Genomic DNA, 24730 nt, shown 5'->3' with positions numbered 1-24730 from the left:
CCAGATGTCCGTCACCACCGCCCCGGAATGGATCCGCCAACGCCGGGAGCCCGGCTGGCTGGTCCGACTGTTCGACTACAAGCCCTTCCTCGTTTTGGCCTGCATGCTGCCGGCGGTGGGGCTGCTGCTGGTCTTCCTTACCTACCCCTTGGGCCTCGGCATCTTCCTGGCTTTCACCGATACCACGATCGGCCGCAGCGGGGTCTGGGTGGGGCTGGAGAATTTCCAGTACCTGCTGGAAGACAAGCTCTGGTGGAACGCAGTCTTCTTCAGCGTCTTCTACACGGCCGTCGCCACGATCGGGAAATTCGGCCTCGGCCTGTGGCTGGCGCTGCTGCTGAACCAGCACGTGCCGTTCAAGTCACTGCTGCGGGCCATCATCCTGCTGCCCTGGATCGTGCCGACGGTGCTGTCGGCCATCGCCTTCTGGTGGATCTACGACCCGCAGTTCAGCATCCTCTCCTATCTTTTCGTCGATGTCCTGGGCTGGCGCACCACCAATATCGACTTCATCGGCAGCGCTTGGCCGGCCCGCTTCTCGCTCATCGCCGCGAACATCTGGCGCGGCATTCCTTTCGTGGCGATCTCGCTGCTTGCCGGGCTGCAGACCATCTCGCCCAGCCTCTATGAGGCCGCGCTGCTCGATGGCTCGACCGCCTGGCAGCGCTTCCGCTTCATCACCTTCCCCATGCTGCTGCCGATCCTGGCGATCGTCATGACCTTCAGCATCATCTTCACCTTCACCGATTTCCAGCTGGTCTATGCCATCACCCGCGGCGGCCCGGTGAACTCCACCCATCTGCTGGCGACCCTGGCCTTCCAGCGCGGCATCCCCGGCGGCCAGCTGGGCGAGGGTGCCGCCATCGCCGTCTCGATGATCCCCTTCCTCGTCGCCGCCACGCTGTTCAGCTATTTCGCCCTCGCCCGGCGCAAGTGGCAGCAGGGAGAGTCCAATGACTGACGCCGCCGCCACCGCGACGCAGGGCAATGCCGCGACCGCCCAGCCCGAGGCGATGTCCTGGGACAGCAAGTCCCGCCGTGTGGTCATGCTGTACGTGCCGCTGGCCTGCTTCGTGCTGATCCTGCTCTTCCCCTTCTACTGGATGGGGATCACCGCCTTCAAACCGAATGCCGAGCTCTACGACTACAAGACCTACAACCCCTTCTGGATCGGCTCGCCGACCCTCGACCACATCCGGCACCTGCTGTTCAACACCGCCTATCCGCGCTGGCTGGTGACGACGATGACGGTGTCGATCTGTGCCACCATCCTGTCGCTCTTCGCCAGCACGCTGGCGGCCTATGCGATCCAGCGCCTGCGCTTCCGCGGCAGCCAGTATGTCGGGCTGGCAATCTACCTTGCCTACCTGGTGCCGCCGTCCATCCTGTTCATCCCGCTGGCGACCATGGTCTTCCAGCTCGGGCTGTTCGACACGCCGATGGCGCTGATCCTGACCTATCCGACCTTCCTGATCCCCTTCTGCACCTGGCTGCTGATCGGCTACTTCAAGTCGATTCCCTACGAGCTGGAGGAATGCGCGCTGATCGACGGCGCGACGCGCATCCAGATCCTGATGAAGATCACCCTGCCGCTGGCCGTCCCCGGCCTGATCTCGGCCGGCATCTTCAGCTTCACGCTGTCCTGGAACGAGTTCATCTACGCCCTCGCCTTCATCCAGAGCAGCGAGAGCAAGACGGTGCCGGTGGCGATCCTGACCGAGCTCGTCTCGGGCGACGTCTACCAGTGGGGCGCGCTGATGGCGGGCAGCCTGCTGGGCTCGCTGCCCGTGGCGATCTTCTATTCGTTCTTCGTCGACTACTACGTGTCGTCCTTGACCGGCGCGGTGAAGGAATAGCGGCGCCGCGGCTTGCACTGCAGCCGATCCGGCATCAAACATAAGCCGCTGGGATATCTGTATTTTCCTGCATGCCTGTTCAACTGAACAAGCATGCAGGTGTCCCGGCGAACGGCAAGGGATGGATCGGCATGCAGGACATGGGGCGCCGCGGCGCCGTTGGGCTTCTCGCCACCGCAGCGACGATGATGATCGGCAGGGCACAGGCGGCGGTGGACCTGTCCCGGCAGACGCCGATCGAGATGGTGGTAGACCTCGGCACGCCGGACGCGCCGCTCGCCTTCTCGCCCTCGAAGCTGCGCTTCGAGACCGGCAAGCTCTACAAGCTGGTGCTGCGCAACCGCGGCACCGAGGCGCACTACTTCACCTCGGATAATTTCGCCGCCAGCGTCTGGACCCGCAAGGTGCAGCTGACCCAGCGCGGCGCCGATGGCAAGGACGCGGTGCTGGCCGAGATCAAGGGCAGCATCCGCGAGATCGAGGTCTATCCCGGCCACAGCGCCGAGTGGTGGCTGGTGCCGGTCCAGGCCGGCCGCATCACCGACCTGCGCTGCGGCATCCGCATGGCGGACGGCAAGACCCATGCCGAGCACGGCATGCAGGGCGAGATCACCATCGAATAGCGCGGCTGGGCGCCGCATCGCTGCGGCGCCCTTCCCGGCTACAGCTTCCGCCCGAGCGCCGCGACATAGCCGCGGTTGTAGGTCGGCGTCAGCCAGACCTCGTTCATCGTGACGCTCGCCGGCAGGGTCGCGGCGTAGAGGATCAGCTCGGCGCAATCCTCCGGCTGCAGCATGCGGTCCAGGTCCTCCTGGCTCAGCGGGTTGGGCCGCTTCTTCAGGATCTCGGTGTTGACCTCGCCCGGGCAGAAGGCTGTGCTGCGGATGTTGTTGACGCATTCCTCCATGTTCAGGCTGTGGCTCATCGCCACCACGCCGTGCTTGGCGGCGTTGTAGCCGGCGCCGCTCATCGGCCCGACATTGCGCCCGGCCATCGAGGCCGTGTGGATCATCACCCCGCCGCCCTGGGCCCGCATGATCGGCAGTACCGACCGCGCGACATAGAAGGCGGAGGACAGGTTGCCGTGGATCAGCTGGTCGATCCCTTCCGGGGTGAGATTCTGCCAGCTCCGCGCCGTCACATTCAGCCCGGCGTTGCTGACCAGCACATCCAGCCGCTTGAGCGTCGCGCCGATCCATTCGGCGACACGCTGAACCTCGGCCGCCTGCATCAGGTCGGCCGCCTGCACATGCGCGGTGCCGCCCTTGGCGCGGATGCGCTCCGCCACTTCCTCCAGCCGGTCCTTGCGGCGGCCGGTGACCACCACCGTGGCGCCCTCGGCGCCGAAGCGCTCCGCGACCGCCTCGCCGATGCCGCTGCCCGCCCCCGTCACCCAGGCGATCTGGCCGTCCAGCTTCCCCATGGTCCCCTCCTATGCTTGGCCGGCAAGGCTACCCCCCCTGCGGCGGCTTGTGGATAGGCGACCGGCATGCTTGGTTTCGGTCGGGACGGAAGCGGAGGAAGCGATGAAGATCGCCCGGGTCGAGACGCTGCGCGCGGATGCCGGCTGGCGTCTGTTCTCCTTCCTCAAGGTCACCACCGATGACGGGCTGGTCGGCTGGTCGGAATACAGCGAGAGCTTCGGCTCCGCCGGCCTCTCCTCGGTCATCGATGCGCTGTCGCCCCTGATCATCGGCCGAGATCCCTGCCGGTGGGAGGAGGTGACGGCCTGGCTGCAGGTGATGACCCGCCAGTCGCGCGGCGGGCTGAACCAGCAGGCGATCGCGGCGATCGAGAATGCATTGCTCGACATCGCTGCCCGCGCCCGCGGCATCTCCGTCGCCGCGCTGTTCGGCGGCCCGATCCGCGAGCGCATCCCGGTCTATTGGTCGCATTTCGCCAGCTACCGGGCCCGCAATGCGGCGCATCTCGGCGTGCCGCCGGTGCGGACCCGCAGCGATGTGGCGCGCCACGCGGCCGAGGTGAAGGATAGAGGCTTCAAGGCGCTGAAGACCAACATCCTTGTGCCTGGGTCCGACGGCAACCTGTTCCAGTACTCCCCCGGCTTCGGCCGCCATAGCGGCTGGCCGGAGCTGAATTGGGACAACCGGCTGCTGGCCGAACTCCGCGCGCATCTCCGCAGCATCCGCGACGCGGTCGGGCCCGACATGGGCATCCACCTCGACACCAACTTCCACTTCAAGACCGAAGGCTTCCAACGGGTGGCGGAGGCCGTCGCGCCCTTCGACCTGACCTGGCTGGAGATCGACATCCACGACCCGCAGGCGCTCGGCACCATCAAGCGCATGGCGCCCTGCCCCATCGCCAGCGCCGAGACGCTGCACGGCCGCCGCGATTTCCGCCCCTACCTCGAGCAGTATTCGATGGATGTCGGCATCGTCGACGTCATCTGGAACGGCCTGGGCGAGTCGATGAAGATCGCTTCGCTCTGCGACGTCTACGAGGTCAACTGCGCGCCGCACAATTTCTACGGCAACCTGTGCAGCGCGATCAGCGCCACCTTCTCGGCCTGCATCCCGAATTTCCGGGTGATGGAGATCGACATCGACAGCGTCGCCTGGCGCGATGAATTCACGACGCCGCCGACCATCGAGAATGGCGACCTGGTCATGCCGACCGGGCCGGGCTGGGGCGTCGAGGTGAACGAGGCCGCGATCCGCGCGCGGCCCCCCAAATAAGAGGGACACAGGAATGGCCAAGTACAGGATCGTCACGCCCGCCGGCGCCAGCTTCACCGTGGCCGGCGGCGGCTATGCGCTGGAGAGCGAGGCGCTGGCCGGGATGGATGCCGAGATCGTCGAGGCGCCGACCGACACCGCCGGCTTCATCGCCGCGGCGAAGACCGCGGACGCGATCTATGGCAAGGGCATCGCCATCACCCGCGAGATCATCGACGCGCTGGAGAACTGCAGGGTCATCTCGCTCGGCTCGGTCGGCGTCGACAGCGTCGACGTGAAGGCGGCGACCGCGCGCGGCATCCCCGTCACCAACGTCCCCGACACCTTCATCGAGGAGGTCGCCGACCACGCCATGATGCTGCTTCTGGCCGGCTTCCGCCGCCTGCTGGAGCAGGACCGCATGGTGCGCGAGGGCCGCTGGAAGGAAGGCCGCCCGGCCCTGCTGAAGATCCCCCGGCTGATGGGCATGACGCTCGGCTTCATCTCCTTCGGCCGGGTCGCCCGGGCGGTGGCCAAGCGCGCCGCGCCCTTCGGCCTGCGCATGATCGCCTACGATCCCTTCGTCGAGGAGATGACCATCTCCGACCACGGCGTGCTGCCGGCGACCCTGAACGAGGTGATGTCGCAGTCGGACTTCGTGTCCATGCACGCGCCCGCGCGCCCCGAATGCACCCACATGCTGCGGGAGGAGCACTTCCGGCTGATGAAGCCCAGCGGCATCTTCGTCAATGTGGGCCGTGGCCCGACGGTGCACGAGGAATCGCTGATCAAGGCGCTGCAGGAAGGCTGGATCGCCCATGCCGCGCTCGATGTGCTGGAAGTCGAGCCGCCCAGCCACAACAACCCGCTGCTGCGGATGGAGAACGTGACGCTGACCGCCCATGTCGCCAGCGCCTCCGCCCGGTTCGACGAGGCCCGCAAGCGCCGCGTCGGGCATGAGTTGGCCCTGGTCCTGTCCGGCAAATGGCCGATGAGCTGCGTCAACCCGTCCGTGCTGCAGGATACCGCCTTGCGTCGTTGGCAGCCCATCGGCATGGGTCGCGGGCCGAATTCCTGAAGGAGACTCCGCAATGACCACCAAGTATGCCGTTGTCACCGGCGCCGGTTCCGGCGTCGGCCGGGCTGCCGCCTTGGCCCTGCTGGCCGATGGCTGGACCGTGGCACTGGCGGGACGCCGGGCCGACGCGTTGGCCGAAACCGTCGGCCTCGCCGGCAATGCCGGGCCGCGCGCCCTGCCCGTCCCGACCGATGTCGGCGACCCGGCTTCGGTCAATGCGCTGTTCGACAGGCTGAAGGCCGATTGGGGCCGGCTCGACTTCCTATTCAACAACGCCGGCGGCAATGTTCCAGCCGGGCCGATCGAGGAGCTGAAATACGAGGACTGGGCGCGGGTGGTGCAGGTGAACCTCACCGGCTCCTTTCTCTGCGCCCAGGCGGCGTTCCGGATCATGAAGACCCAGGACCCGATCGGCGGCCGCATCGTCAACAACGGCAGCATCAGCGCGCATGTGCCGCGGCCGAACAGCGTCGCCTATACCTCGACCAAGCATGCCATCACCGGCCTGACCAAGACGCTGGCGCTGGATGGCCGGGAGTTCGACATCGTCTCCGGCCAGGTCGATATCGGCAATGCGGCGACGCCGATGACCGCCCGAATGGCGAAGGGGGTCAAGCAGGCCAACGGCGAGATGAAGGTGGAGCCGACCTTCGACGTCGCCCATGTCGGCAGCACCATCGTCATGATGGCCAACCTGCCGCTGGATGCGAACATCCAGTTCGTCACCATCGCCGCGTCGAAGATGCCCTGGATCGCCCGCGGCTGAACCCTGCCGGTTGCAGCCGCGCCGGTCAGCGCGGCTGCAGCGCCCTGACCAGTTCCTGCTTGGTCATGCGCGACCGGCCGGGGATGCCGCGCTTCGTCGCCTCGGCATAGAGCACCTCGCGCGTCTCGCTGGCCTTGGCCTCCCGCGCCTTGGTGGTGCGCAGGTTCTTCCGGTTCTTCGCCGGCGTCTCGTCGCGCGATTGGCCCGCCTCGTGCAGTGCGATCGCCACTGCCTGCTGTTGGGACGTCACCGGCGCGCCGCGGCTCGTCTCCAGCGCGCCGTCCTTCCATTCGCGCATGACCCGCTCGACCGTCTCGCGCTGTGCCTTCGTTTCCTTCGCCATCACCGCCTCCCGTTACGGCATCACGTCCAGCAGCGCCTGGCAGGCCTTCGCGCATTCGCTGCAGGCCTCGGCGCAGATGCGGCAATGCGCATGCATGCCGGCATGCTTGGAACACTCGGCCGCGCAGGCCTCGCAGCCCGCGATGCAGGCTTGCAGGATGGCGGCCATGCTTGCCTTGTTCGGCCGAGTCAGGCGGCCGACCACCCGCGCCGTCGCCTGGCAGATATCGGCACAGTCGAGATCCAGCCGGATGCAGGGCGCCAGCCCGGCCAGCATCGGCTCGGCCAGGCAGGCATCGGCGCAACTGGTGCAGGCCGCGCCGCAATCCAGGCAGGCGGCGATGCAGTCCCGCACCACTGCCAGCGCCACGGGTTGATGCCGCTGGCTCTCCAGCATGGCAGTCAGGTGTTGTGCCATCTTTGGCCTCCGTTGCCATGGCAAGGCAACGCGCCACGGCGCGCCGGGCTGCATCTGGCGTTCCGCCGCAGGACTTGCCATTCTGGCGCGAGCGACGGCGACAGCATTCGCCGGACCGGATCGATCAGGGTGAGGGCCATGGATGGCGAGCGACCGCGAGCATCGGGATTCCGGCCCCTGGTGCCGCCGCCCCGCGGCACCGGGCCGGAGGATCTGCTCGCCCTGCAGCGGCGCGGGATGGAGATGGTCGCCGCCGCCAACCACCTGGCGATGACCTGGATGCAGGCCGCGGCGCAGCAGCATGCCCAGGCCACGCGCCGGGCGTTGGACGAGATGACCGAGAATGCCCGTCGCCTGGCCGAGGTCAGTGCCCCGCCCGAAGCGGCACAGGCGATGATGGCGATGCTGGACCGCGCCCAGGCGATGGGGCTGCAGACGGCGCAAGAGCTCGTCGCCCTGATGCAACGCATGCAGGGCGATACGGCCCAGGTGATAGGCCAAGTGATGCAAGGCGAGAAAGCCAAGAATTAGGCTACGATCGTCCTGGCCGCCGCCACCGCCGCGGTGAAGCGCCGGCCCGCCGCATTCAGCCTCGGCGGAGCCAGCCGGTCACCCGTTCCAGCGCGCGTTCCAGCGTCGCTTCCTGCTGCGCGAAACACAGTCGGAAATGCCCCTCCCCACCCGGGCCGAAGGCGGAACCCGGCGCCAGCCCGACCTTGGCGCCGCGGCTCATCCGCTTGGCCTCGGCCAGGCTGTCGGTCAGGCCCTCCACCCGGAAGAAGCTGTACATCCCGCCGGATGCCACCGGCGCGGTGACGCCCGCCACGCCGTTGAGCGCCGCCGCCGTCCTGTCGCGCAGCCGGCGGTACAGCGCCGCGACCTCCAGGATGAAGTCGTCGCCCTGGTCCAGCGCCGCGACGCCGGCGCGCTGCACGAAGACCGGGGCGCAGGAGGTATTGTATTCGACCAGCTTGGCGACCGAATCGGTCAGCGTCGGCGGGACCACCAGCCAGCCCAGGCGCCAGCCTGTCATCGCCCAGGACTTGGAGAAACTGTTGACCGCGATGACGCGGTCCTCTGGCCCTGCGATGTCGAGGAAAGAGGGCGCCCGCGGGCCTTCGTAGTACAGACGCTCATAGACCTCGTCGGCCAGGATCCAGGTGCCGGTGCGGCGGCAATGCGCCAGGATCGCCTGCTGCTCCTCCCGCGTCAGGGCAAAGCCGGTCGGGTTGCCGGGGGAGTTCAGCAGCACCAGCCGCGTGTCCGGGGTGATGGCCGCCAGCAGCCGGTCCAGGTCCACCCGCCACAACCCCTGCGCCAGGTGCAGCGGCACGGTCTCGACCGGCGCCGAAAGGATCAGCGGGATGGCGCCGATATTCGGCCAGTGCGGTGCCAGGGTCACCACCTTGTCGCCCGGATCGAGCACCGTCTGGCAGGCCAGCATGATGGCATTGACGCCGGCGCTGGTGGCGCAGACGCGGTTCATCGTCACGGTCCGGCCGTTGCGCTGCTGGTAGCGCGCGATGGCGTCGCGCAACGGGTCGATGCCGAGGTTGGAGGAGTAGAAGGTCTCCCCCGCCGCCAATGACTCCGCCGCCGCCTGCTTGATGAAGTCCGGCGTATGGATATCCGGCTCCCCGACCCACAGCGGGATGAGGTCGGGGATATCCGCGCCGTCGTTGTAGACCTCGCGGATCTTCGAGCTTTCGAGCGCGGCGACGGCGGCGCGCGGGAGAGGTGCTTGCATCAGCGCCCTGTAAAGGTCGGCTTCCGTTTTTCCAACATGGCACCGACGGCTTCCTTGTGGTCCTCGGTGCTGTGCGCCAGGGCCTGGAAGGCGGCGGACATCTCCAGCAGGGTGGACAGGCGGGTATGCTGGCCCTCCCGCAGCAGGCGCTTGGTCATCCGCACCATCTCCGGCGGGTTGGCGGCAATGCGGCCGGCCAGCGCCCGGGCGGCGTCCATGAGGTCCTCGTGCGGGACGACGCGGGAGACCAGGCGGACCTCCTTGGCCTCCTGCGGCGTCAGCACGTCGCCCGTGAAGCTCATCTCGCAGGCGACGGACATGCCGACCACGCGCGGCAGCAGCCAGGCCCCGCCATCGCCGGGGACGATGCCGACCTTGACGAAGCTTTCCGCGAAGCTCGCCTTCTCGGACGCGATGCGCATGTCGCACATGCAGGCGACGTCCAGTCCGAGGCCGATCGCCGGGCCGTTCACCGCGGCGATGGTCGGCGCGTCGCAGTCGTACAGCGCATTCGCCATGGCCTGGACACCGCGGCGGTAGTTCTCCCGCAGGTCGGCATGGCTTCCCTCGATGATGCCGCGCCGGTCGCGCATCGCCTTCAGGTCGCCACCGGCGCAGAAGGCGGTGCCGGCCCCGGTCAGGATCACGGCGCGGACGGAGCGGTCGCGGTTCACCCGGTGGACGGCGGCGACCACCGCATCGCAATCGGCGAAGGTGGAGATGGCGTTGCGCTTGTCCGGCGCATTCAGGGTGAGCGTGACGATCGGCCCATCCTGTTCGTAGCTGACATAGTCGGACATTGTTGGGGGCTTCCCTTTTCAGCGGGCCGTCAGGTCGGCCCAGAGCGTTGCGCCGCCGCGTGCCAAGGCGGCCTTGCCGATGCGTGCCGCCCAGACGCGCTCCGCGCCGCAGCCGTCGCGCCAGTCCCACATGCGGCGGGTGAAGAGATGCAGCGGATGGTCATCGGTGAAGCCGATGGCGGCGTGAACCTGGTGGACGATATCGGCGCCGGTCCCGGCGGCTTCCCCGGCCACCACCTTGGCCGAGCCAATCTCGAATTCGGCGCCCGCCAGCCCGTGCTGGTCCGCGGCGCGGCCGGCATTGGCGACGGCGACGCCGGCGGCCGCGACCTCGCCGGCGCAGCGTGCCAATAACTGCTGCACCGCCTGGAAACCACCGATCGGCCGGCCGAATTGCTTGCGGGTATTGGCGTATTCGACCGTCATGTCGAGCACCGCCTCCAGCGCGCCGGCGATGCGGGCGGCGTTCAGCAGCGCGCCGGCCAGCAGCGCCGCATCGGGGCCGAAGCCATCCGGCAGCCGGCCTTCCTCGGAAGGCACGCCCGGCGCGGCGAGGTCGGCCGGTTCGCGACTGTAGGGCGCCTTGCCCTGGCGGGTGGCAGGGCCCGGCTGCAGCAGCACGGTGCCGGCCGAGACCATCACCACCGCCGCGGCCTGCCGGCCCCAGGCGATCGGTGCATTGCCCACCGCCAGACCCAGCAGCCCGGCCCGGGGCGCGATGCCGCCGGCGGCCAGCAGCGCCGCGGCGACCATGCTCTCCCCCAGCGGGATCGGCGAGGCATGCCGGCCCAGCGCTTGCCAGACCGCCACCGCATCGCCCCAGCCCAACCCGGCGCCGCCCAGCGCTTCCGGCGCCAGCGCGGTCGGCAGGCCAAGCGCCTCGGCCTCCGCCCAGAGCGCGCCGGGCCAGACGCCGCGTTCGTTGGCGCGCAGCAGGTCGGGGCCGGCCCTGTCGGCCAGCAGGCGCTCCACCTGCTCCAGCAGGATGCTGCGAAGATCGTCCGACATCAGCGCAGCCCCAGCTGGCGGGCGATGATGCCGCGCAGGATTTCGCGGGTGCCGCCGCGCAGGCTATAGCTGCGGGCGACCATGGTCATGATGCGCTGCATCTCCTGCACCTCCTCGGGCGTGCGGGCGGGATCGAAGAGCCTGCGGAGTGTCTCGGGCAGCGCCTGCTCGTAGTCGTTGCCGACATCCTTCACGAGCGCGGCCTCGCGCGCCGGGGTCTTGCCGTCCTGCAGCATGCCGGCGACGGCCAGCGACATCTGCCGCAACGTGCCAGCGCGGGCGAGCAGGCGGCCCACGGTCTCGGCCGCCGCGGGTTCGTCGCGCAGGTCGTCGAGCGCCGCGGTCAGCAGCGGCAAGGAGGACAGGTAGCGTTCCGGCCCGGCGCGCTCGAAGGCCAGCTCGGCGGTCGCCTGCTCCCAGCCGTTGCCCTCCCGGCCGACCAGCATGCCGTCAGGGACGAAGACGTCGTCGAAGGTGATCTCGTTGAAACCTTCCTCCCCCACCAGGTCGAGGATCGGGCGGATGGTGATGCCGGAGGCGCGGCAATCCACCAGGAACTGGCTCAGCCCCTGGTGCCGCGCCTTGGGGTCCGGGGCCGGGGCGGTGCGCAGCAGGGCGATCATGAAGTCGCAGCGATGTGCGTTGGTGGTCCAGACCTTGCGGCCGTTGATCTTCCAGCCGCCCGGCACCTTTTCCGCCTTGGTGCGCAGGCTGGCGAGGTCGGAGCCGCTGTCGGGCTCCGAGAGGCCGATGGCGAAGGCGAGGTCGCCGGAGACGATGCGGGGCAGGAATTCGCGCCGCTGCTCCTCGGTGCCGAGACGAAGGATCAGCGGGCCGGATTGCCTATCCCCGATCCAGTGGGCACCGACCGGAGCGCCGACCGCCAGCATCTCCTCCAGCACCACGTAACGCTCCAGCGCGGTGCGCTCGCCGCCGCCATAGGCCTTGGGCCAGGTCATGCCGATCCAGCCGCGCTTGCCGACCTCGCGCGAGAAGTCGCGGTCGAAGCCCATCCAGGAATAGCCGCGGACCATCGGGCTCCAGTTGCGCCCGGTCTCGGCCAGGAAGCCACGCAGTTCCGCGCGCAACGCTTCGGCTTCCGGCGGGGTGTCCCGCAGTTCGAACCGCAAGCCGGCCATGGCCCGTTCCTCCTGCCCTGTTGCCCCTTTCCTCGCCCATTCCGGGCCGTCGCGCCACCCCCCTCGACAGGCCCGGCCGGGGCGGCTTTCCTCCCCCGGAAGCGAGGGGCGGGACCATGGACAAGTTCGGGATCGGCCAGCCGGTGCGGCGCAAGGAGGATGTCCGGCTGCTGACCGGCCGCGGCACCTACACCGAAGACGTCAACCGGCCAGGCCAGGCACAGGCTTACGTGCTGCGCTCCCCCCACGCGCATGCCCGCATCCTGTCGATCGACGTCGCGGCGGCGCAGGCGGCGCCGGGCGTCGTCGCGGTGCTGACCGGGCATGACGCCGCCGCCGACGGCATCGGCCAGTTCCCCGTGATGGTGGACGTCCCCGGCAAGGGCGGCACCAAGCTGTTCCCGACCCCGCGCGCGATCCTGCAGACGGAGAAGGTCCGCTTCGTCGGCGACCCCGTCGCCCTGGTGATCGCCGAAACGCGTGCCGAGGCGCAGGATGCCGCGGAGCTGGTCGAGGTCGACTACGAAATCCTGTCCAGCGTCACCGACACCGGCGGCGCACTGGCCCCGGATGCGCCGGTGATCTGGGAGGAGAACGGCAGCAACCTCTGCGTGCTGTGGGACAGCGGGCGGGAGGCGGAGGCGGATGCCGGCTTCGCCCGCGCCGCGCGCACCGTCTCGCTCGAACTCGTCAACAACCGCCTGGTCGGCAACCCGATGGAGCCGCGCGTCGCGCTCGGCGAATACGATGCGGCGACGGAAAGCTACACGCTGCACTCGCCGACCCAGGGCGTGATCCGGGTGCAGGACGGGCTGGCGCGGCTGATCCTGCAGGTGCCGAAGGAGAAGCTGCGGGTCATCTCCCCGGATGTCGGCGGCGGCTTCGGCCTGCGCGGCAAGATCTTCCCCGAATCCGGCATGGTGCTCTGGGCGGCGAAACGCCTGGGACGGCCGGTGAAGTGGGTCAGCGGCCGGACCGAGACCTTCCAGTGCGACCCGCATGGCCGCGACCACGTGACCAAGGCCGAGATGGCCTTCGACGCTGACGGCAAGACGCTGGCGGTGCGCATCCGCACCATGGCGGCGATGGGCGCCTACCTGCAGGATTTCGGCCCGCGCGTGCCGACGGTGGCCGGCGGCCGCATCCTCGGCACGGTCTACGACGTGCAGGCGCTGAATGCGCAGGTGAGCTGCGTCTTCACCAATACCACGCCAACCGACGCCTATCGCGGCGCCGGGCGACCCGAGCAGGCCTATGTGCTCGAACGGCTCTACGACCTCGGCGCCGCCGAATTCGGCATCGGCCGCGACGAGATCCGCCGGCGCAACTACATCCGGCCGGAGCAGATCCCCTATACCAATGTCGTCGGCAACGCGATCGACAGCGGCTTGTTCGCCGAGACCCAGGCCAAGGCGCAGGCGTTGGCCGATTGGGCCGGCTTCCCGGCGCGGCGCGCGGCCTCGGCCGCGCAAGGCAAGCGGCGCGGCATCGGCCTCGGCTATTTCATCGAGGCCTCGGGCGGCCAGCCCAGCGAATGGGCGCGGGTGCGGTTCGAGGCGGACGGTGGCGTCGCCGTCACCGTCGGCACCTTCAGCCATGGCCAGGGGCACGAGACGGCCTATGCGCAGATCCTGCACCAGAAGCTCGGCGTGGATTTCGAGAAGGTCCGCCTGATCCAGGGCGACACCGATGTGGTCGAGAAGGGCAACGGCACTGGTGGCTCGCGCTCCTCGCAAATGGGTGGCGTCGCCATCGCCCGGGCCTCGGAGCTCGTCATCGCCAAGGGGCGGCGGCTGGCGGCGCATCTGCTGGAAGCAAGCGTGGACGACGTGGAATTCGAGGCTGGCCGCTTCCGCGTCGCCGGCACCGACCTCGGCACCGGCTGGCGCCAGGTGATCGAGCTGGCGCAATCGCCGCCCGGGGGCGAGGCGCCCGGGCTCGACGAGCAGTTGCTCTATACCCGCAGCACCGAATGCAATTTCCCCAATGGCTGCCACGTGGCCGAGGTGGAGATCGACACGGAGACCGGGCGCGTTGAGATCGTCCGCTATGCTGCGGTGGACGATGTCGGCAACGTCATCAACCCGATGCTGGTGCATGGCCAGTCGCATGGTGGCATCATGTCCGGCATCGGCCAGGCGCTGCTGGAACACGCGGTCTACGAGAAGGAGAGTGGCCAGTTCCTGACCGCCACCTTCCAGGACTACTGCATGCCGCGGGCCAGCGACGCGCCGAGCTTCGACCTCGACTTCAACATCGTGCCCTGTCCGAACAACGACCTCGGCGTGAAGGGCGCCGGCGAGGGCGGCGCCTGCGGCGCGCCGCCGGCAATCGTTTCGGCGATCTGCGACGCGCTGGGGATCGCCCATATCGACATGCCGGTGACACCCGAAAAAGTCTGGCGCGTGCTGGCGGCGCAGGCGGCATGACCCAGCGCTTCATTCCCGCCGCCTTCATCCGTGGTGGCTCCTCGAAGGGCGTCTTCTTCCACGCCCGCGACCTGCCGGCCGACCGCGCGGCGATCGACCCGATCCTGCTCGGCGTGCTCGGCAGCCCCGACCCGAACGGGCGGCAGCTCGACGGCATGGGTGGTGGCATCTCGTCGCTGTCGAAGGGCGTCATCATCGGCCCGCCGACCCGCCCGGAGGCCGATGTGGACTATACCTTCGCCCAAATCTCGGTGGATCGGCCGGTGGTCGACTGGAAGGGCAATTGCGGCAACCTCTCCGCCGCCGTCGGCCCCTTCGCGGTGGACGAAGGCCTGGTGCACGTCGCGGATGGCGAGGCGCTGGTCCGCATCCATCAGGTCAACACGCGAAAGCTCATCCACGCGCGCTTCCCCGTCCGCGACGGCCGCGCCGAGACTCGCGGCGACTTCGCCATCGCCGGCGTCGCCGGCACCGGCGCGCGCATCCGGCTCGACTTCCTTTCGCCCGGCGGCTCGCAATGCGCCGGGTTGCTGCCGACAGGCAATGCGGTGGACGTGCTGGACATCCCCGGCTTCGGGCGGTTGCGCGCCAGCCTGGTGGATGCGGCCAACCCGGCGGTCTTCGTCGATGCACGCGATCTCGGCCTGACCGGCGTCGAAGCGCCGGAGGCGATCGAGGCGCGCGCCGATCTGATGGCGCTGCTCGACCGCATCCGCCGCATCGCCGGTGTCGCCATGGGCCTCGCGGCGACCGAGGAAGCCGTGGGTCTCGCCAATCCGCGCGTCGCCCTGTTGGCCGTCCCGACCGCGGCCCGCATCCTCGACGGCACGGTGCTGGACCCGGCCGGCCATGACGTGACCATCCGCATGCTGTCGATGGAACGGCCGCACCGCGCGGTGCCGATGACCGGCGCGCTCTGCCTGGCCGTCGCCTGCCGGATCGAGGGCAGCATCGCGCATACCCTGGCCGCCCGCGGTGCGCGGCCGGAAGAGGTCCGCGTCGCGCATCCTTCCGGCATGCTGACCGTCGGCGCCGAGGTGCGGCGGGACAAGGCCGGCTGGCAGGCGGACAGCGCGGTGGTATTCCGCACGCAACGACGGCTGATGCAGGGGGCGGTCGCGCTTCCCATATAGGCATAGCGGAAGGAGCACGGCGATGAGCGAGAGCTACATGCGGGAACAGGCGGAGGCGCTGGCGCAGCACCTCCGGCTCAACGACGGCAAGTCAGGCTATGTGGAAGCCACCGCGGATGGCTTCCAGGTCTATGTGCGGCGGAAATGGCCGGGCAAGCAGCTCGCCACCTGGGACGGGCTGCCGATCGAGTGGCACGAGAATGTCGGCTCGCACAAAGCCGCCAACCGTTAGACCGAGAAGTACTTCGCCCGCGGGTGGTGCAGCACGATCGCGCTGGTCGACTGCTCCGGGTGCAGCTGCCACTCGTCGCTGATGCTCACGCCGATCCGCTCGGCCTCCAGCAGCTTCAGCAGCGGCACCTGGTCCTCCAGCCGCGGGCAGGCCGGGTAGCCGAAGCTGTAGCGGCCGCCGCGGTAGCCCTGGGCCAGCATCTTGTCCATGTCGCGGTCGTCCTCGCCGGCGAAGCCGAGCTCGGAGCGGATGCGTTTATGGACATATTCCGCCATCGCCTCGGCCATCTCCACCGAAAGGCCGTGCAGGTACAGGTAGTCCTGGTAGCGGTTGTCCTCGAACCAGTCGCGCGCCATGTCGGAGGCCTTCTGGCCGACGGTGACCACCTGCAGCCCGATCACGTCGCGTGAGTTCGGCCCGTCCTCGATGTCCCGGATGAAGTCGGCGATGCACTCGCCGTCCTGCTTCGGCTGCCGCGGCAGGGTGAAGCGGCACACCTCGGTCATGCCGTCCTGTTCGAACAGCACCAGGTCGTTGCCCTGGCCGGCGCATTTCCAGTAGCCGTAGATCGCCTGCGGCCGCAAAATGTTCTGCGCCTCGGTCAGCGCCAGCATGCGCTTCAGCACTGGGCGCAGCTCCTGCTTGGCCCAGCCGAGGAAATCCTCCAGCGAACGGCCCTGCTTCCGGAAGCCCCACTGGAATTGATACAGACTGCGCTCGTTGATGAAGGGCACCACGGCCTTCGGCGCGGATTCCAGCACCCGGGCGCCCCAGAAGGGCGGATCGGGGATCGGCTCGCCGGCGGTGACGCGGCGGCGGCGTTCCTGGGCATACTTGATATCGACCGGCGCGAAGCCGCGCGGGTCGGCGGTGCCGAGCGTACGGCTTTCGTTGCGCGCCTTGCCGACGCGCTTCGTCTGGATCGCGGCCAGGTAGTCGTCGAAGCCGTTGCCGGTCACCTTGTCCATCAGGTGCAGCCCGTCGAAGGCATCCCGCGCATAGGCGACGCGGCCCGATGTCTCGCCGCCGGCATAGGCGCGGACGCAGTCGTCCTCGACATAGTTGCGGGTCAGCGCGGCACCGCCCAGCAGCACCGGCACCTCGAGCCCGATGCGGGCCATCTCCTCCAGGTTCTCGCGCATCACCACGGTGGACTTCACCAGCAGCCCGCTCATGCCGATCGCATGCGCCCGGTGGGTCTTCACCGCCGCCACCATGTCGGCCAGCGGGACCTTGATGCCGAGGTTGACCACCCGGTAGCCGTTGTTGGTCAGGATGATGTCGACCAGGTTCTTGCCGATGTCGTGCACGTCGCCCTTCACCGTGGCGAGGACGATGGTGCCCTTCTCCTGGCCCTCGATCTTCTCCATGAAGGGTTCCAGATAGGCGACGGCGGCCTTCATCGTCTCGGCGGACTGCAGCACGAAGGGCAGCTGCATCTTTCCGGCGCCGAACAGCTCGCCCACCACCTTCATGCCGTCGAGCAGCACATCGTTGATGATCGACAGCGGGGTGTTGCCGGCGTCGAGCGCGTCCTGCAGCTCCTCGCCCAGCCCCTTGCGGTCGCCGTCGACGATGCGGTCCTTCAACCGGCCTTCGACCGTCTCCGCCCGCACCTTCTTGACGTTGTCCGCCGCCTTCCGGCCGGAGAAGATCTCCAGCACCTTCTGCAGCGGGTCGTAGCCCTCCGAGCGGCGGTCGAAGATCAGGTCCTCGACCACCTGCACTTCCTCCGGCGGGATCAGGTGCAGCGGCTTGATCTTGCTGACATGCACGATCGCCCCGGTCATGCCGGCCTTCACGGCGTGATCCAGGAAAACGCTGTTGAGCACGTGCCGTGCCGCCGGGTTCAGCCCGAAGCTGATGTTGGACAGGCCGAGGATGATCTGGATGTCGGGGAAGGCGTCGCGGATCATCCGGATGCCCTCCAGCGTCCACTGGCCGAGCTTGCGGTCATCCTCGTTGCCGGTGGCGATGGTGAAGGTCAGCGGGTCGATCAGCAGGTCGGACTGCGCCAGGCCGTGCTTGTTGCAGGCGAAGTCGACCAGCCTTGTCGCGATCCGCAGCTTGTCCTCGGCGGTCTTCGCCATGCCGACCTCGTCGATGGTCAGGGCGATGACGCAGGCGCCGAACTTCTTCGCCAGGACCAGCCGCTCCTCGGCGGCGTGCTCGCCATCCTCGAAGTTGATCGAGTTGATGATCGGCTTGCCGCCATGCAGCTTCAGCGCGGCCTCGATCACCGGCGTCTCGGTGCTGTCGATCACCAGCGGCGCGTTGACCGAGGAGGTGAAGCGGGTGACGACCTCGTTCATCTCCTGCATCTCGTTGCGCCCGACGAAGGCGGTGCAGATGTCGAGGCTGTTGGAGCCTTCCCCCACCTGCTCGCGGCCGATGGCGACGCAGCCATCCCAGTCATGCGCCGCCTGGCGTTCCCGCCAGGCCTTGGAGCCATTGGCGTTGCATCGCTCGCCGATGGAGAAATAGGCGTTTTCCTGCCGCAGCGGCACCGCGCCGTACAGCGAGGCGACGGAGGGCACCCAATGGTGCTTCCGCGCCACCGGCGTCGGGCGCCACTCGCCATGCTTCCGCAGCATCGCATCCAGCGCCTCGATGTGCGGCGTCGAGGTGCCGCAGCAGCCGCCGATCAGGTTGACGCCATCCTCGCGGACGAAGCGCTCCATCCAGCTCGCCATCTCGGCCGCGCCCAGCGGGTAGTGGGTCTTGCCGTCGACCAGTTCGGGCAGGCCGGCATTCGGCTGCACGCTGATCAGCCCCGGCCAGTTCTGGCTGAGGAAGCGGACATGCTCCGCCATCTCCTGCGGGCCGGTGGCGCAGTTCAGCCCGATCAGCGGCACGTCCAGCGAATGCACGACGGTGGACGCCGCATGGATATCCGGCCCGACCAGCAGCGTGCCGGTGGTCTCGACCGTGACCTGCACGAAGATCGGGATGTCCTTGCCCGTCTGCTTCAACGCGGCCTTGGCGGCATTCACCGCCGCCTTGATGAACAGCGTGTCCTGGTTGGTCTCGGTCAGGATGGCATCCACCCCGCCGGCGATCAGCCCGAGGCACTGCACCTCCAGCGCCGCCTGCAGCGCGTCGTAACCGATATGGCCGAGGCTCGGCAGCTTCGTCCCCGGGCCGATATCGCCGATCACCCAGCGGTCGCGGCCGTCGGCGAAGCTCTCCGCCGCCTCGCGCGCCAATTCGCCCGAGGCCTTGCAGATCTCGAAGGCGCGGTCCTCCAGCTCGAACTCGCCGAGCGTGACCGGCGACCCGCCGAAGCTGTTGGTCAGCACCATGTCGGCGCCGGCCTCGTAGTAGCCGCGGTGGATCTCCCGCACCAAGTCGGGGCGCGAGAGGTTCAGCACGTCGGTGCAGTTCTCCTTGCCCCAGTAATCCTTGTCGATGTCGAGGGTCAGCGCCTGCACGCGGCTGCCCATGCCGCCGTCGCAAAGCAGGACGCGGTTGCGGAGCGCTTCGAGCAGGGGGGGACGGGACATGAGAGGGGTACTTTCCGCAAAATATCAGAAGGTAAGCGCAGGCACGGCGGCGACGACGCCCGGCATTCGCCGCGCCGGCCAGAGCCGGACCGCGAGCGGCCCGGCGATCTCGACCGGCGGCAGCCAGGCGCAGCCCGCCGCGCCCAGCCAGCCGGCCATGCCGGCATCGTCGAAGCCGGGCCAGCGATGCGCGTGGTGCTCCAGCAGCTCGCCGCGTTCATGCGCGGCAAGGTCCACCACCAGCAGCAGCCCGTCGGGCCGCAGCACCCGCGCCGCCTCGGCAAGCGCCGCGGCGGGATCCTCGGCATAATGCAGCACCATCTGCAGGGCGACGACGTCGAAGCCGGCATCGGGCAGCGGCAGCCGGTACATGTCGGCCTGGCGCACCGCGCAATGGCCACCCAGGCCGCGTTCGGTGAGCCGGGCGCGGGCCAGCGCCAGCATGTCGCGGCTGGCATCGACGCCGAGCGCCGCCTCGGCCCGGCCGGCGAGCAATTCCAGCAGCCGGCCGGTGCCGGTACCGATATCCAGCACCCGGCCCGGCTTCTCCGGCAGGGCGGCGACCAGCGCCGCCTCGATCGCCTCGGCGGGCAGGCCGAGCGCGCGCATCTCGTCCCAGTCGGCACCGTGCCGGCGGAAGCTGTCGGAGGCAGCGCGGGCACGTTCGGCCGCCAGCCGGGCGGCCTGGCGGCGGTCGGCGGCCAGCATCTGGTCGTCCTCCGGCATGCGGGCCAGCAGCTGGTGCACCAGGCCGGCGCTGCCGGGGACCTGGAAATAGGCGTTGGCGCCTTCCGGCACGCGCTCCAGCAACCCGGCCTCGACCAGCAGCTTCAGGTGGCGGGAGAGGCGTGGCTGGGATTGCCCCAGCACTTCGCACAGATCGGTCACGCAGAAGGCGCCGCGGGCGCAAAGAGCCAGCAGGCGAAGCCTGGTCGGCTCGGCGGCGGCACGCAGCTGGGCCAGGAATTTGTCCATGGGTGTAGAAATGACATAAACATATCCTTATGTCCAGCAACCTCTACGGAGCCTGAACACGTGGCCTGGTCCCTGGATGCGCGGATTCCCCTGCTGGTGACGGAGAGCGCGGCGGCGCTGGCGGCGGCGCTGGCGGCGGGGCCGAACTCGGCGGTGCTTACCGCGGCCCCGGCCCCGGCCCTGCCGGAGGGCGCCGTGACCATGGGCAGCTTCGACGCCACGCCGGCCCATGCCGTGGCCTGCAGCTGCTGCAGCGGCCGGTCGCCGGTGGCGGCCGCACTGGACCGGCTGTTCCAGGCGCGGGTGCGCGGGCAATGCCCCTGGTTCGACCGGGTGGTGGCGCTGGCGGAGACGCCCGAGGCCCGGGCGGCGATCGCCGCGGCGCTGTCCGGCGACGCGGTGACGGCGGCGCGGTTCAGGCCTTGAGGCGCGCCGCGTGCCAGCGCAGATGGTCCTCCATGAAGGAGGCGATGAAGAAGTAGGAATGGTCGTAGCCCGGCTGCCGCCGCAGGGTCAGCGGGATGCCGGCCATGCCGCAGGCGGCTTCCAGCAATTCCGGCTTCAACTGGGTGTCGAGGAAGCCGTCGGCCGAACCCTGGTCGACCAGGATTTCGGCGACGCGGGCACCGTCCTCGATCAACGCGGTGGCGTCGTATGGACGCCAGGCCGCGCGGTCGGGGCCTAGGTAGCCACCCAGCGCCTTCTCCCCCCAGGGGCAGCGCAGCGGCGAGGCAATGGGCGCGAAGGCGGAAACCGCCTTGAACCGCCCCGGATTGCGCAGCGCGATGGTCAGCGCGCCGTGCCCGCCCATGGAATGGCCCATGATGCCCTGCCGCGCCATGTCGGCGGGTAGCCCGGCGGCGACCAGCGCGGGCAATTCCCGCTCGATATAGCTGCGCATGCGGTAGTTGCGCGCCCAGGGTTCCTGCGTCGCATCGACATAGAAGCCAGCGCCGAGGCCGAAATCGTAGGCCTTCTCCGCATCGTCCGGCACGTCCTCGCCGCGCGGCGAGGTATCGGGCGCCACCAGCAGCAGGCCGAGTTCGGCCGCGACGCGCTGCGCCCCGGCCTTGACGGTGAAATTCTCCTCCGTGCAGGTCAGGCCGGCGAGGAACCACACCACCGGCACCTTCGCCCCGTCCAGCGCCTGCGGCGGGATGAAGGCCGCGAAGCGCATCGCCGTCCCGGTCTCGGCCGAGGCGTGGCGCAGCACGCGCTGCTCGCCGCCGAAGCAGCGGGCGCGGGAGACGACCTCGGGCGCGCTCAGAACACCACCACGGAGCGGATCGACTTGCCCGCATGCATCAGGTCGAAGGCGTCGTTGATCTTGTCCAGCGGCATGGTGTGGGTGATCAGGTCGTCGATGTTGATCTTGCCCTCCATGTACCAGTCGACGATGCGCGGCACGTCGGTCCGCCCGCGCGCGCCGCCGAAGGCCGAGCCGCGCCACACGCGGCCGGTGACCAGCTGGAACGGCCGGGTGGCGATTTCCTTCCCGGCTTCCGCCACGCCGATGATGATGCTCTCGCCCCAGCCGCGGTGGCAGCATTCGAGCGCCTGGCGCATGACGTTGACATTGCCGGTGCAGTCGAAGGAGAAGTCGGCGCCGCCGCCGGTCAGGTCGACGATCGCCTGCACCACCTTGTCGTTGCCGACCTCGGTCGGGTTGACGAAGTGGGTCATGCCGAACTTGCGGGCCATCTCCTGCTTCGCCAGGTTGATGTCGACGCCGATGATCTTGTCGGCGCCGACCATGCGGGCGCCCTGGATCACGTTCAGCCCGATGCCGCCCAGGCCGAAGACCACCACGTTGGCGCCCGGCCAGACCTTGGCGGTGTAGATCACCGCGCCGATGCCGGTGGTGACGCCGCAGCCGATGTAGCAGATCTTGTCGAAGGGCGCGTCTTCGCGGACCTTGGCCACCGCGATCTCCGGCAGCACGATGAAGTTCGAGAAGGTGCTGCAGCCCATGTAGTGGAAGACCTGCGCCTTTTCGCACTTGAAGCGGCTGCTGCCATCCGGCATCACCCCCTTGCCCTGGGTCGCGCGGATCGAGGTGCAGAGGTTGCTGCGCTGGCTGAGGCAGGTTTTGCACTGCCGGCATTCCGGCGTGTAGAGCGGGATGACGTGGTCGCCGACCTTCACGCTGGTGACGCCGGCGCCGATCTCGCGCACGATCCCGGCGCCCTCATGCCCCAGGATGGCGGGAAACAGGCCTTCCGAATCCAGGCCGTCCAGCGTGTAGGCATCGGTGTGGCAGACGCCTGTCGCCATGATCTCGACCAGCACCTCCCCAGGCTTCGGGCCGTCCAGTTCCACGGTCTCGATGGTGAGGGGCTTCTTGGCCTCCCAGGCCACGGCGGCACGTGTCTTCATGGTGCGGTCCCTCCCTTGGCGGCGTCGGGGGGAGAATGCCGTGGGGTGCGGGTTGGTTCAACGCCCGGGCCGGACAATGGGTGCGCATGGGTGCACGACGCGCCGGGGCAGGCCCCTGCAGCCCGGCGGGACAGGACGTGGTGGATCGGCCATGTCGCGCTGCGGCCGATAAAACCCACGGTCGAATCGCGCACAAGCTGCAATGACTGGGGCATCGGCGGGGCGCTGCCGGCGCGCCGTGCCCGGTCGAGACGCATGGCACCTTCGGACAAAGCTGTGGCTACGCGGAGGCTGGGCGCCGGCGGGGCAAGGCCGACCAGGAGCCGGGCAGCGAGGCGCGATACGCGCCTCATCCCGCCGACCCACCGCTGAACAGAACAAGCTCATCAAGGCTATCTGGTATTCTTTGCAACCTTCGAAGAGTGTACAATATCAGCCCGATTTGCTTTTGATTGCCGTCTTGGCCGGAAGGACCCACAGCAGTTACATATAATGCCCTCAGCAAATGCCAAACCAAAGAAATTACTATTGCGTTTTGAATTTTATCTGATTGCCCTTGCTATGGCGATGCTCATTCCGGCTTTCGGCGTGGGCACCGCCGTGGCCAAGCGTGCTGTCGCAGCCTACCAGGAGGCCTTTCAGGCCGGGATGGTCAGCACGGCACAGGCGCTCGCCCTCGCCATGGACCGCGAGATCGGCGCCTATCGGGCCACCATGGCCACCCTCGCCGGCTCCTCCGCGCTCGACGGGCTGGTGCCGGATCTCGACGCCTTCGAGGTGGAAGCCCGCCGCGCCTCCGCCGCGCTCTCGACCTCGGTCACCCTGCTGGATGGCGGCAGCCTGCGGCAGATCATCAACACCGCCCTGCCGCCGGGCGCACCGGCCGGCCGGATCTCGGCCGCGGATTTCCGGGCCGTGGCGGCAACCGGCAAGCCGCTGGTCACGGACCTCGTCATCGGCGCGGTGGCACAGCGGCCGGTGGTCGGGGTTGCCGTCCCGGTCGAGCGGGCCGGGCAGGTCCGCTTCGTCCTGGCGGCGCGCCTGCAGCCGGAACGCATCGCCCGGCTGCTGGAAGGGCAGTCGTCCCGGGGCATGGGCTTCGACGTCCTCGTCGATTCCAGCCAGCGCGTCGTCGCCCGTTCCCGCGAGCACGAGGCCTATGTCGGTCGCCAGGCACCGGAGTGGTTCACCACCAGCACCGCGGGCCGGGCCGCCGGCTTCCTCGAAGGTATCTCGGTATCGGGACAGGCGGTAGTCCTCGGCTTCGCCCGCCTCGGCACCGTGCCCGGCTGGGTCATCGGCAGTGTCGAGTTGCGGTCGAACTACGTCGCCAGCTGGCGCCGGCCGCTCGAGATGCTGGCACTGGGCGGCGGCCTGCTGGTCCTGCTGGGGACCATGCTGGCGGTCTGGCTGTCGCGTCGCCTGATCCAGCCGGTGACCGCCCTGGTCCGCGCCGTGCAAGCGCTCGGCACCACCGGCGCCACGACGCCCCGGCTCTTCCCGCCGGCCTCGGGCGTCGCCGAGTTCGAGGCGCTGCGGCGCGGCCTCATAGCCGCGGACGACGCCCTGCGGGCGCGGGACCTGGCCAAGCAGCAGGCCGACGAACGCCAGGCCCTGCTGATGCGGGAGGTCGACCACCGGGCGAAGAATGCGCTCGCGGTGGCGCTGTCGCTCGCCCAGCTGGCCCCGCGCGCCGTGCCGCCGGACCAGTTCGCCACGGTCCTTGTCGGCCGCATCGCGGCGATGGCCCGGGCCCATTCGCTGCTGTCGAAGGCGGCCTGGAGCGGCGGCGACGTGAAGGCGATCGCCGAGGGCGAGCTTGCCCCCTATGCCGAGCGGGTCGTGCTGGCGGGTCCCGCCGCCAACCTGGTGGCCGAAGCCGTCCAGCCCATGGCGATGCTGCTGCACGAGCTGGCCACCAACGCCGCCAAGCACGGCGCGCTCTCCCGGCCGGAGGGCCGGGTGCGGCTCGTCTGGGGCTTCGCCGCTGCGGGCGACGGCCTGCGTTTCACCTGGGCCGAGTCCGGCGGCCCGACCCTGGCGGACGAGCCGCAGACCTTCAGCTTCGGCTCCCGGCTCATCACCCAGCTCGTCGAGCGCCAGCTTGGCGGCACGATCGAATTCGACTGGCAGGCCGGCGGGCTGCAGGTCGGCTTCACCCTGCCGCCCGGCAAGGTGAGCCGCGGCCTGGAGCTGCCGCCGCAGGCATCCCAGCATGCCGTGCAGTACGGCATCGCGGACGGCGCCTGA

Annotated in this window: 23 protein-coding genes; 12 read left to right on the top strand and 11 right to left on the bottom strand. The window is 69.2% G+C overall.

What is annotated here, in order from left to right; all coding sequences use genetic code 11:
- Positions 1-4 precede the first annotated feature (4 nt).
- The 3 genes from ACFQS7_RS04305 (at position 5) to ACFQS7_RS04295 (ending at position 2479) form a co-directional block, all read left to right on the top strand.
- The gene (locus ACFQS7_RS04305; RefSeq protein WP_380065782.1) at positions 5-961 is read left to right on the top strand and encodes a carbohydrate ABC transporter permease; all 957 of its coding nucleotides are present in this window, start codon (positions 5-7) and stop codon (positions 959-961) included.
- The gene (locus ACFQS7_RS04300) at positions 954-1856 is read left to right on the top strand and encodes a carbohydrate ABC transporter permease (protein ID WP_380065781.1); all 903 of its coding nucleotides are present in this window, start codon (positions 954-956) and stop codon (positions 1854-1856) included. Before ACFQS7_RS04305 ends, ACFQS7_RS04300 begins: the two co-directional genes overlap by 8 nt.
- 131 nt (positions 1857-1987) lie before the next feature.
- Positions 1988-2479: a hypothetical protein gene (locus ACFQS7_RS04295; RefSeq protein WP_380065780.1), complete on the top strand. Its 492-nt coding sequence runs from the start codon at positions 1988-1990 to the stop codon at positions 2477-2479.
- 38 nt (positions 2480-2517) lie between these two features.
- On the opposite strand, the gene ACFQS7_RS04290 is transcribed toward ACFQS7_RS04295, so the two are convergent.
- Positions 2518-3279, bottom strand: a complete 762-nt coding sequence (locus ACFQS7_RS04290) for an SDR family oxidoreductase (RefSeq protein WP_380065779.1) — start codon at positions 3277-3279, stop codon at positions 2518-2520.
- A 103-nt stretch (positions 3280-3382) separates the two neighbouring features.
- Between ACFQS7_RS04290 and ACFQS7_RS04285 the strand changes: the two genes are divergently transcribed.
- Genes ACFQS7_RS04285 through ACFQS7_RS04275 form a run of 3 tightly spaced genes read left to right on the top strand, consistent with a single transcriptional unit; the run spans position 3383 to position 6378 of the window.
- A complete protein-coding gene (locus ACFQS7_RS04285) occupies positions 3383-4555 on the top strand; it encodes a mandelate racemase/muconate lactonizing enzyme family protein (RefSeq protein WP_380065778.1) in 1173 nt (390 codons plus the stop codon).
- A gap of 13 nt (positions 4556-4568) precedes the next feature.
- Positions 4569-5612 (top strand): C-terminal binding protein, encoded by a 1044-nt coding sequence (locus tag ACFQS7_RS04280; protein WP_380065777.1) that lies wholly within the window; start codon positions 4569-4571, stop codon positions 5610-5612.
- A gap of 13 nt (positions 5613-5625) precedes the next feature.
- Positions 5626-6378, top strand: coding sequence for an SDR family oxidoreductase (locus ACFQS7_RS04275; RefSeq protein ID WP_380065776.1), 753 nt, complete (start codon positions 5626-5628; stop codon positions 6376-6378).
- 25 nt (positions 6379-6403) lie between these two features.
- Here the strand turns inward: ACFQS7_RS04275 and ACFQS7_RS04270 are convergent, their stop codons facing one another.
- Both ACFQS7_RS04270 and ACFQS7_RS04265 read right to left on the bottom strand, forming a co-directional pair.
- Positions 6404-6721: a DUF6496 domain-containing protein gene (locus ACFQS7_RS04270; protein WP_380065775.1), complete on the bottom strand. Its 318-nt coding sequence runs from the start codon at positions 6719-6721 to the stop codon at positions 6404-6406.
- Positions 6722-6733: 12 nt separating this feature from the next.
- Positions 6734-7138 (bottom strand): four-helix bundle copper-binding protein, encoded by a 405-nt coding sequence (locus ACFQS7_RS04265; RefSeq protein WP_380065774.1) that lies wholly within the window; start codon positions 7136-7138, stop codon positions 6734-6736.
- A 180-nt stretch (positions 7139-7318) separates the two neighbouring features.
- Between ACFQS7_RS04265 and ACFQS7_RS04260 the strand changes: the two genes are divergently transcribed.
- Positions 7319-7669, top strand: a complete 351-nt coding sequence (locus ACFQS7_RS04260) for a phasin family protein (RefSeq protein WP_380065773.1) — start codon at positions 7319-7321, stop codon at positions 7667-7669.
- A 55-nt stretch (positions 7670-7724) separates the two neighbouring features.
- Here the strand turns inward: ACFQS7_RS04260 and ACFQS7_RS04255 are convergent, their stop codons facing one another.
- From ACFQS7_RS04255 to ACFQS7_RS04240, 4 genes are read right to left on the bottom strand one after another with little or no spacing between them, the layout of a single operon-like run.
- Entirely contained in the window at positions 7725-8885 is a 1161-nt protein-coding gene (locus tag ACFQS7_RS04255) for a pyridoxal phosphate-dependent aminotransferase (RefSeq protein WP_380065772.1), read from the bottom strand.
- Positions 8885-9685 (bottom strand): crotonase/enoyl-CoA hydratase family protein, encoded by an 801-nt coding sequence (locus ACFQS7_RS04250; protein WP_380065771.1) that lies wholly within the window; start codon positions 9683-9685, stop codon positions 8885-8887. The genes ACFQS7_RS04255 and ACFQS7_RS04250 overlap by 1 nt, the downstream gene beginning before the upstream one ends.
- A gap of 18 nt (positions 9686-9703) precedes the next feature.
- On the bottom strand, positions 9704-10693 hold the full coding sequence (locus ACFQS7_RS04245; RefSeq protein ID WP_380065770.1) for an acyl-CoA dehydrogenase family protein: 990 nt from the start codon (positions 10691-10693) through the stop codon (positions 9704-9706).
- The gene (locus ACFQS7_RS04240; protein WP_380065769.1) at positions 10693-11832 is read right to left on the bottom strand and encodes an acyl-CoA dehydrogenase family protein; all 1140 of its coding nucleotides are present in this window, start codon (positions 11830-11832) and stop codon (positions 10693-10695) included. The genes ACFQS7_RS04245 and ACFQS7_RS04240 overlap by 1 nt, the downstream gene beginning before the upstream one ends.
- 116 nt (positions 11833-11948) lie before the next feature.
- On the opposite strand from ACFQS7_RS04240, the gene ACFQS7_RS04235 reads away from it, so the two are divergent.
- Genes ACFQS7_RS04235 through ACFQS7_RS04225 form a run of 3 tightly spaced genes read left to right on the top strand, consistent with a single transcriptional unit; the run spans position 11949 to position 15626 of the window.
- Complete coding sequence (locus ACFQS7_RS04235; RefSeq protein WP_380065768.1) at positions 11949-14261, top strand: xanthine dehydrogenase family protein molybdopterin-binding subunit; 2313 nt, start codon at positions 11949-11951, stop codon at positions 14259-14261.
- Positions 14258-15394, top strand: a complete 1137-nt coding sequence (locus ACFQS7_RS04230; protein WP_380065767.1) for a 2-methylaconitate cis-trans isomerase PrpF family protein — start codon at positions 14258-14260, stop codon at positions 15392-15394. The genes ACFQS7_RS04235 and ACFQS7_RS04230 overlap by 4 nt, the downstream gene beginning before the upstream one ends.
- Before the next feature lie 22 nt (positions 15395-15416).
- On the top strand, positions 15417-15626 hold the full coding sequence (locus ACFQS7_RS04225) for a hypothetical protein (protein ID WP_380065766.1): 210 nt from the start codon (positions 15417-15419) through the stop codon (positions 15624-15626).
- On the opposite strand, the gene metH is transcribed toward ACFQS7_RS04225, so the two are convergent.
- Complete coding sequence (metH, locus tag ACFQS7_RS04220) at positions 15623-19129, bottom strand: methionine synthase (RefSeq protein ID WP_380065765.1); 3507 nt, start codon at positions 19127-19129, stop codon at positions 15623-15625. The genes ACFQS7_RS04225 and metH overlap by 4 nt on opposite strands.
- Positions 19130-19153: 24 nt before the next feature.
- The gene (locus ACFQS7_RS04215) at positions 19154-20104 is read right to left on the bottom strand and encodes an ArsR/SmtB family transcription factor (RefSeq protein WP_380065764.1); all 951 of its coding nucleotides are present in this window, start codon (positions 20102-20104) and stop codon (positions 19154-19156) included.
- A gap of 60 nt (positions 20105-20164) precedes the next feature.
- On the opposite strand from ACFQS7_RS04215, the gene ACFQS7_RS04210 reads away from it, so the two are divergent.
- Positions 20165-20530: a hypothetical protein gene (locus tag ACFQS7_RS04210; RefSeq protein ID WP_380065763.1), complete on the top strand. Its 366-nt coding sequence runs from the start codon at positions 20165-20167 to the stop codon at positions 20528-20530.
- On the opposite strand, the gene fghA is transcribed toward ACFQS7_RS04210, so the two are convergent.
- A complete protein-coding gene (gene fghA, locus ACFQS7_RS04205) occupies positions 20520-21371 on the bottom strand; it encodes an S-formylglutathione hydrolase (protein WP_380066194.1) in 852 nt (283 codons plus the stop codon). The two genes, ACFQS7_RS04210 and fghA, sit on opposite strands and share 11 nt — an antisense overlap.
- A complete protein-coding gene (locus tag ACFQS7_RS04200) occupies positions 21368-22480 on the bottom strand; it encodes an S-(hydroxymethyl)glutathione dehydrogenase/class III alcohol dehydrogenase (protein WP_380065762.1) in 1113 nt (370 codons plus the stop codon). Before ACFQS7_RS04200 ends, fghA begins: the two co-directional genes overlap by 4 nt.
- 561 nt (positions 22481-23041) lie before the next feature.
- Here ACFQS7_RS04200 and ACFQS7_RS04195 point away from each other — a divergent pair.
- Positions 23042-24730, top strand: coding sequence for an HWE histidine kinase domain-containing protein (locus tag ACFQS7_RS04195; RefSeq protein WP_380065761.1), 1689 nt, complete (start codon positions 23042-23044; stop codon positions 24728-24730).

This window comes from Dankookia sp. GCM10030260, from assembly GCF_042666655.1.
Lineage (GTDB): Bacteria > Pseudomonadota > Alphaproteobacteria > Acetobacterales > Acetobacteraceae > Paracraurococcus.
Note: the sequence above shows the minus strand (reverse complement) of the source record. Positions and strands in the feature narration are given on the sequence as shown.

Bases quoted from the DNA above. Each gene is read 5' to 3' on its own strand.
- ACFQS7_RS04305 (WP_380065782.1), top strand. From the start codon at position 5: ATGTCCGTCACCACCGCCCCGGAATGGATCCGCCAACGCCGGGAGCCC.
- ACFQS7_RS04290 (WP_380065779.1), bottom strand. From the start codon at position 3,279: ATGGGGAAGCTGGACGGCCAGATCGCCTGGGTGACGGGGGCGGGCAGC.
- ACFQS7_RS04275 (WP_380065776.1), top strand. From the start codon at position 5,626: ATGACCACCAAGTATGCCGTTGTCACCGGCGCCGGTTCCGGCGTCGGC.
- ACFQS7_RS04265 (WP_380065774.1), bottom strand. From the start codon at position 7,138: ATGGCACAACACCTGACTGCCATGCTGGAGAGCCAGCGGCATCAACCC.
- ACFQS7_RS04280 (WP_380065777.1), top strand. From the start codon at position 4,569: ATGGCCAAGTACAGGATCGTCACGCCCGCCGGCGCCAGCTTCACCGTG.
- ACFQS7_RS04245 (WP_380065770.1), bottom strand. From the start codon at position 10,693: ATGTCGGACGATCTTCGCAGCATCCTGCTGGAGCAGGTGGAGCGCCTG.
- ACFQS7_RS04230 (WP_380065767.1), top strand. From the start codon at position 14,258: ATGACCCAGCGCTTCATTCCCGCCGCCTTCATCCGTGGTGGCTCCTCG.
- ACFQS7_RS04250 (WP_380065771.1), bottom strand. From the start codon at position 9,685: ATGTCCGACTATGTCAGCTACGAACAGGATGGGCCGATCGTCACGCTC.
- ACFQS7_RS04195 (WP_380065761.1), top strand. From the start codon at position 23,042: ATGGCGATGCTCATTCCGGCTTTCGGCGTGGGCACCGCCGTGGCCAAG.
- metH (WP_380065765.1), bottom strand. From the start codon at position 19,129: ATGTCCCGTCCCCCCCTGCTCGAAGCGCTCCGCAACCGCGTCCTGCTT.
- ACFQS7_RS04235 (WP_380065768.1), top strand. From the start codon at position 11,949: ATGGACAAGTTCGGGATCGGCCAGCCGGTGCGGCGCAAGGAGGATGTC.
- ACFQS7_RS04295 (WP_380065780.1), top strand. From the start codon at position 1,988: ATGCAGGACATGGGGCGCCGCGGCGCCGTTGGGCTTCTCGCCACCGCA.
- ACFQS7_RS04200 (WP_380065762.1), bottom strand. From the start codon at position 22,480: ATGAAGACACGTGCCGCCGTGGCCTGGGAGGCCAAGAAGCCCCTCACC.
- ACFQS7_RS04225 (WP_380065766.1), top strand. From the start codon at position 15,417: ATGAGCGAGAGCTACATGCGGGAACAGGCGGAGGCGCTGGCGCAGCAC.
- ACFQS7_RS04240 (WP_380065769.1), bottom strand. From the start codon at position 11,832: ATGGCCGGCTTGCGGTTCGAACTGCGGGACACCCCGCCGGAAGCCGAA.
- ACFQS7_RS04300 (WP_380065781.1), top strand. From the start codon at position 954: ATGACTGACGCCGCCGCCACCGCGACGCAGGGCAATGCCGCGACCGCC.
- ACFQS7_RS04215 (WP_380065764.1), bottom strand. From the start codon at position 20,104: ATGGACAAATTCCTGGCCCAGCTGCGTGCCGCCGCCGAGCCGACCAGG.
- ACFQS7_RS04255 (WP_380065772.1), bottom strand. From the start codon at position 8,885: ATGCAAGCACCTCTCCCGCGCGCCGCCGTCGCCGCGCTCGAAAGCTCG.
- ACFQS7_RS04270 (WP_380065775.1), bottom strand. From the start codon at position 6,721: ATGGCGAAGGAAACGAAGGCACAGCGCGAGACGGTCGAGCGGGTCATG.
- ACFQS7_RS04285 (WP_380065778.1), top strand. From the start codon at position 3,383: ATGAAGATCGCCCGGGTCGAGACGCTGCGCGCGGATGCCGGCTGGCGT.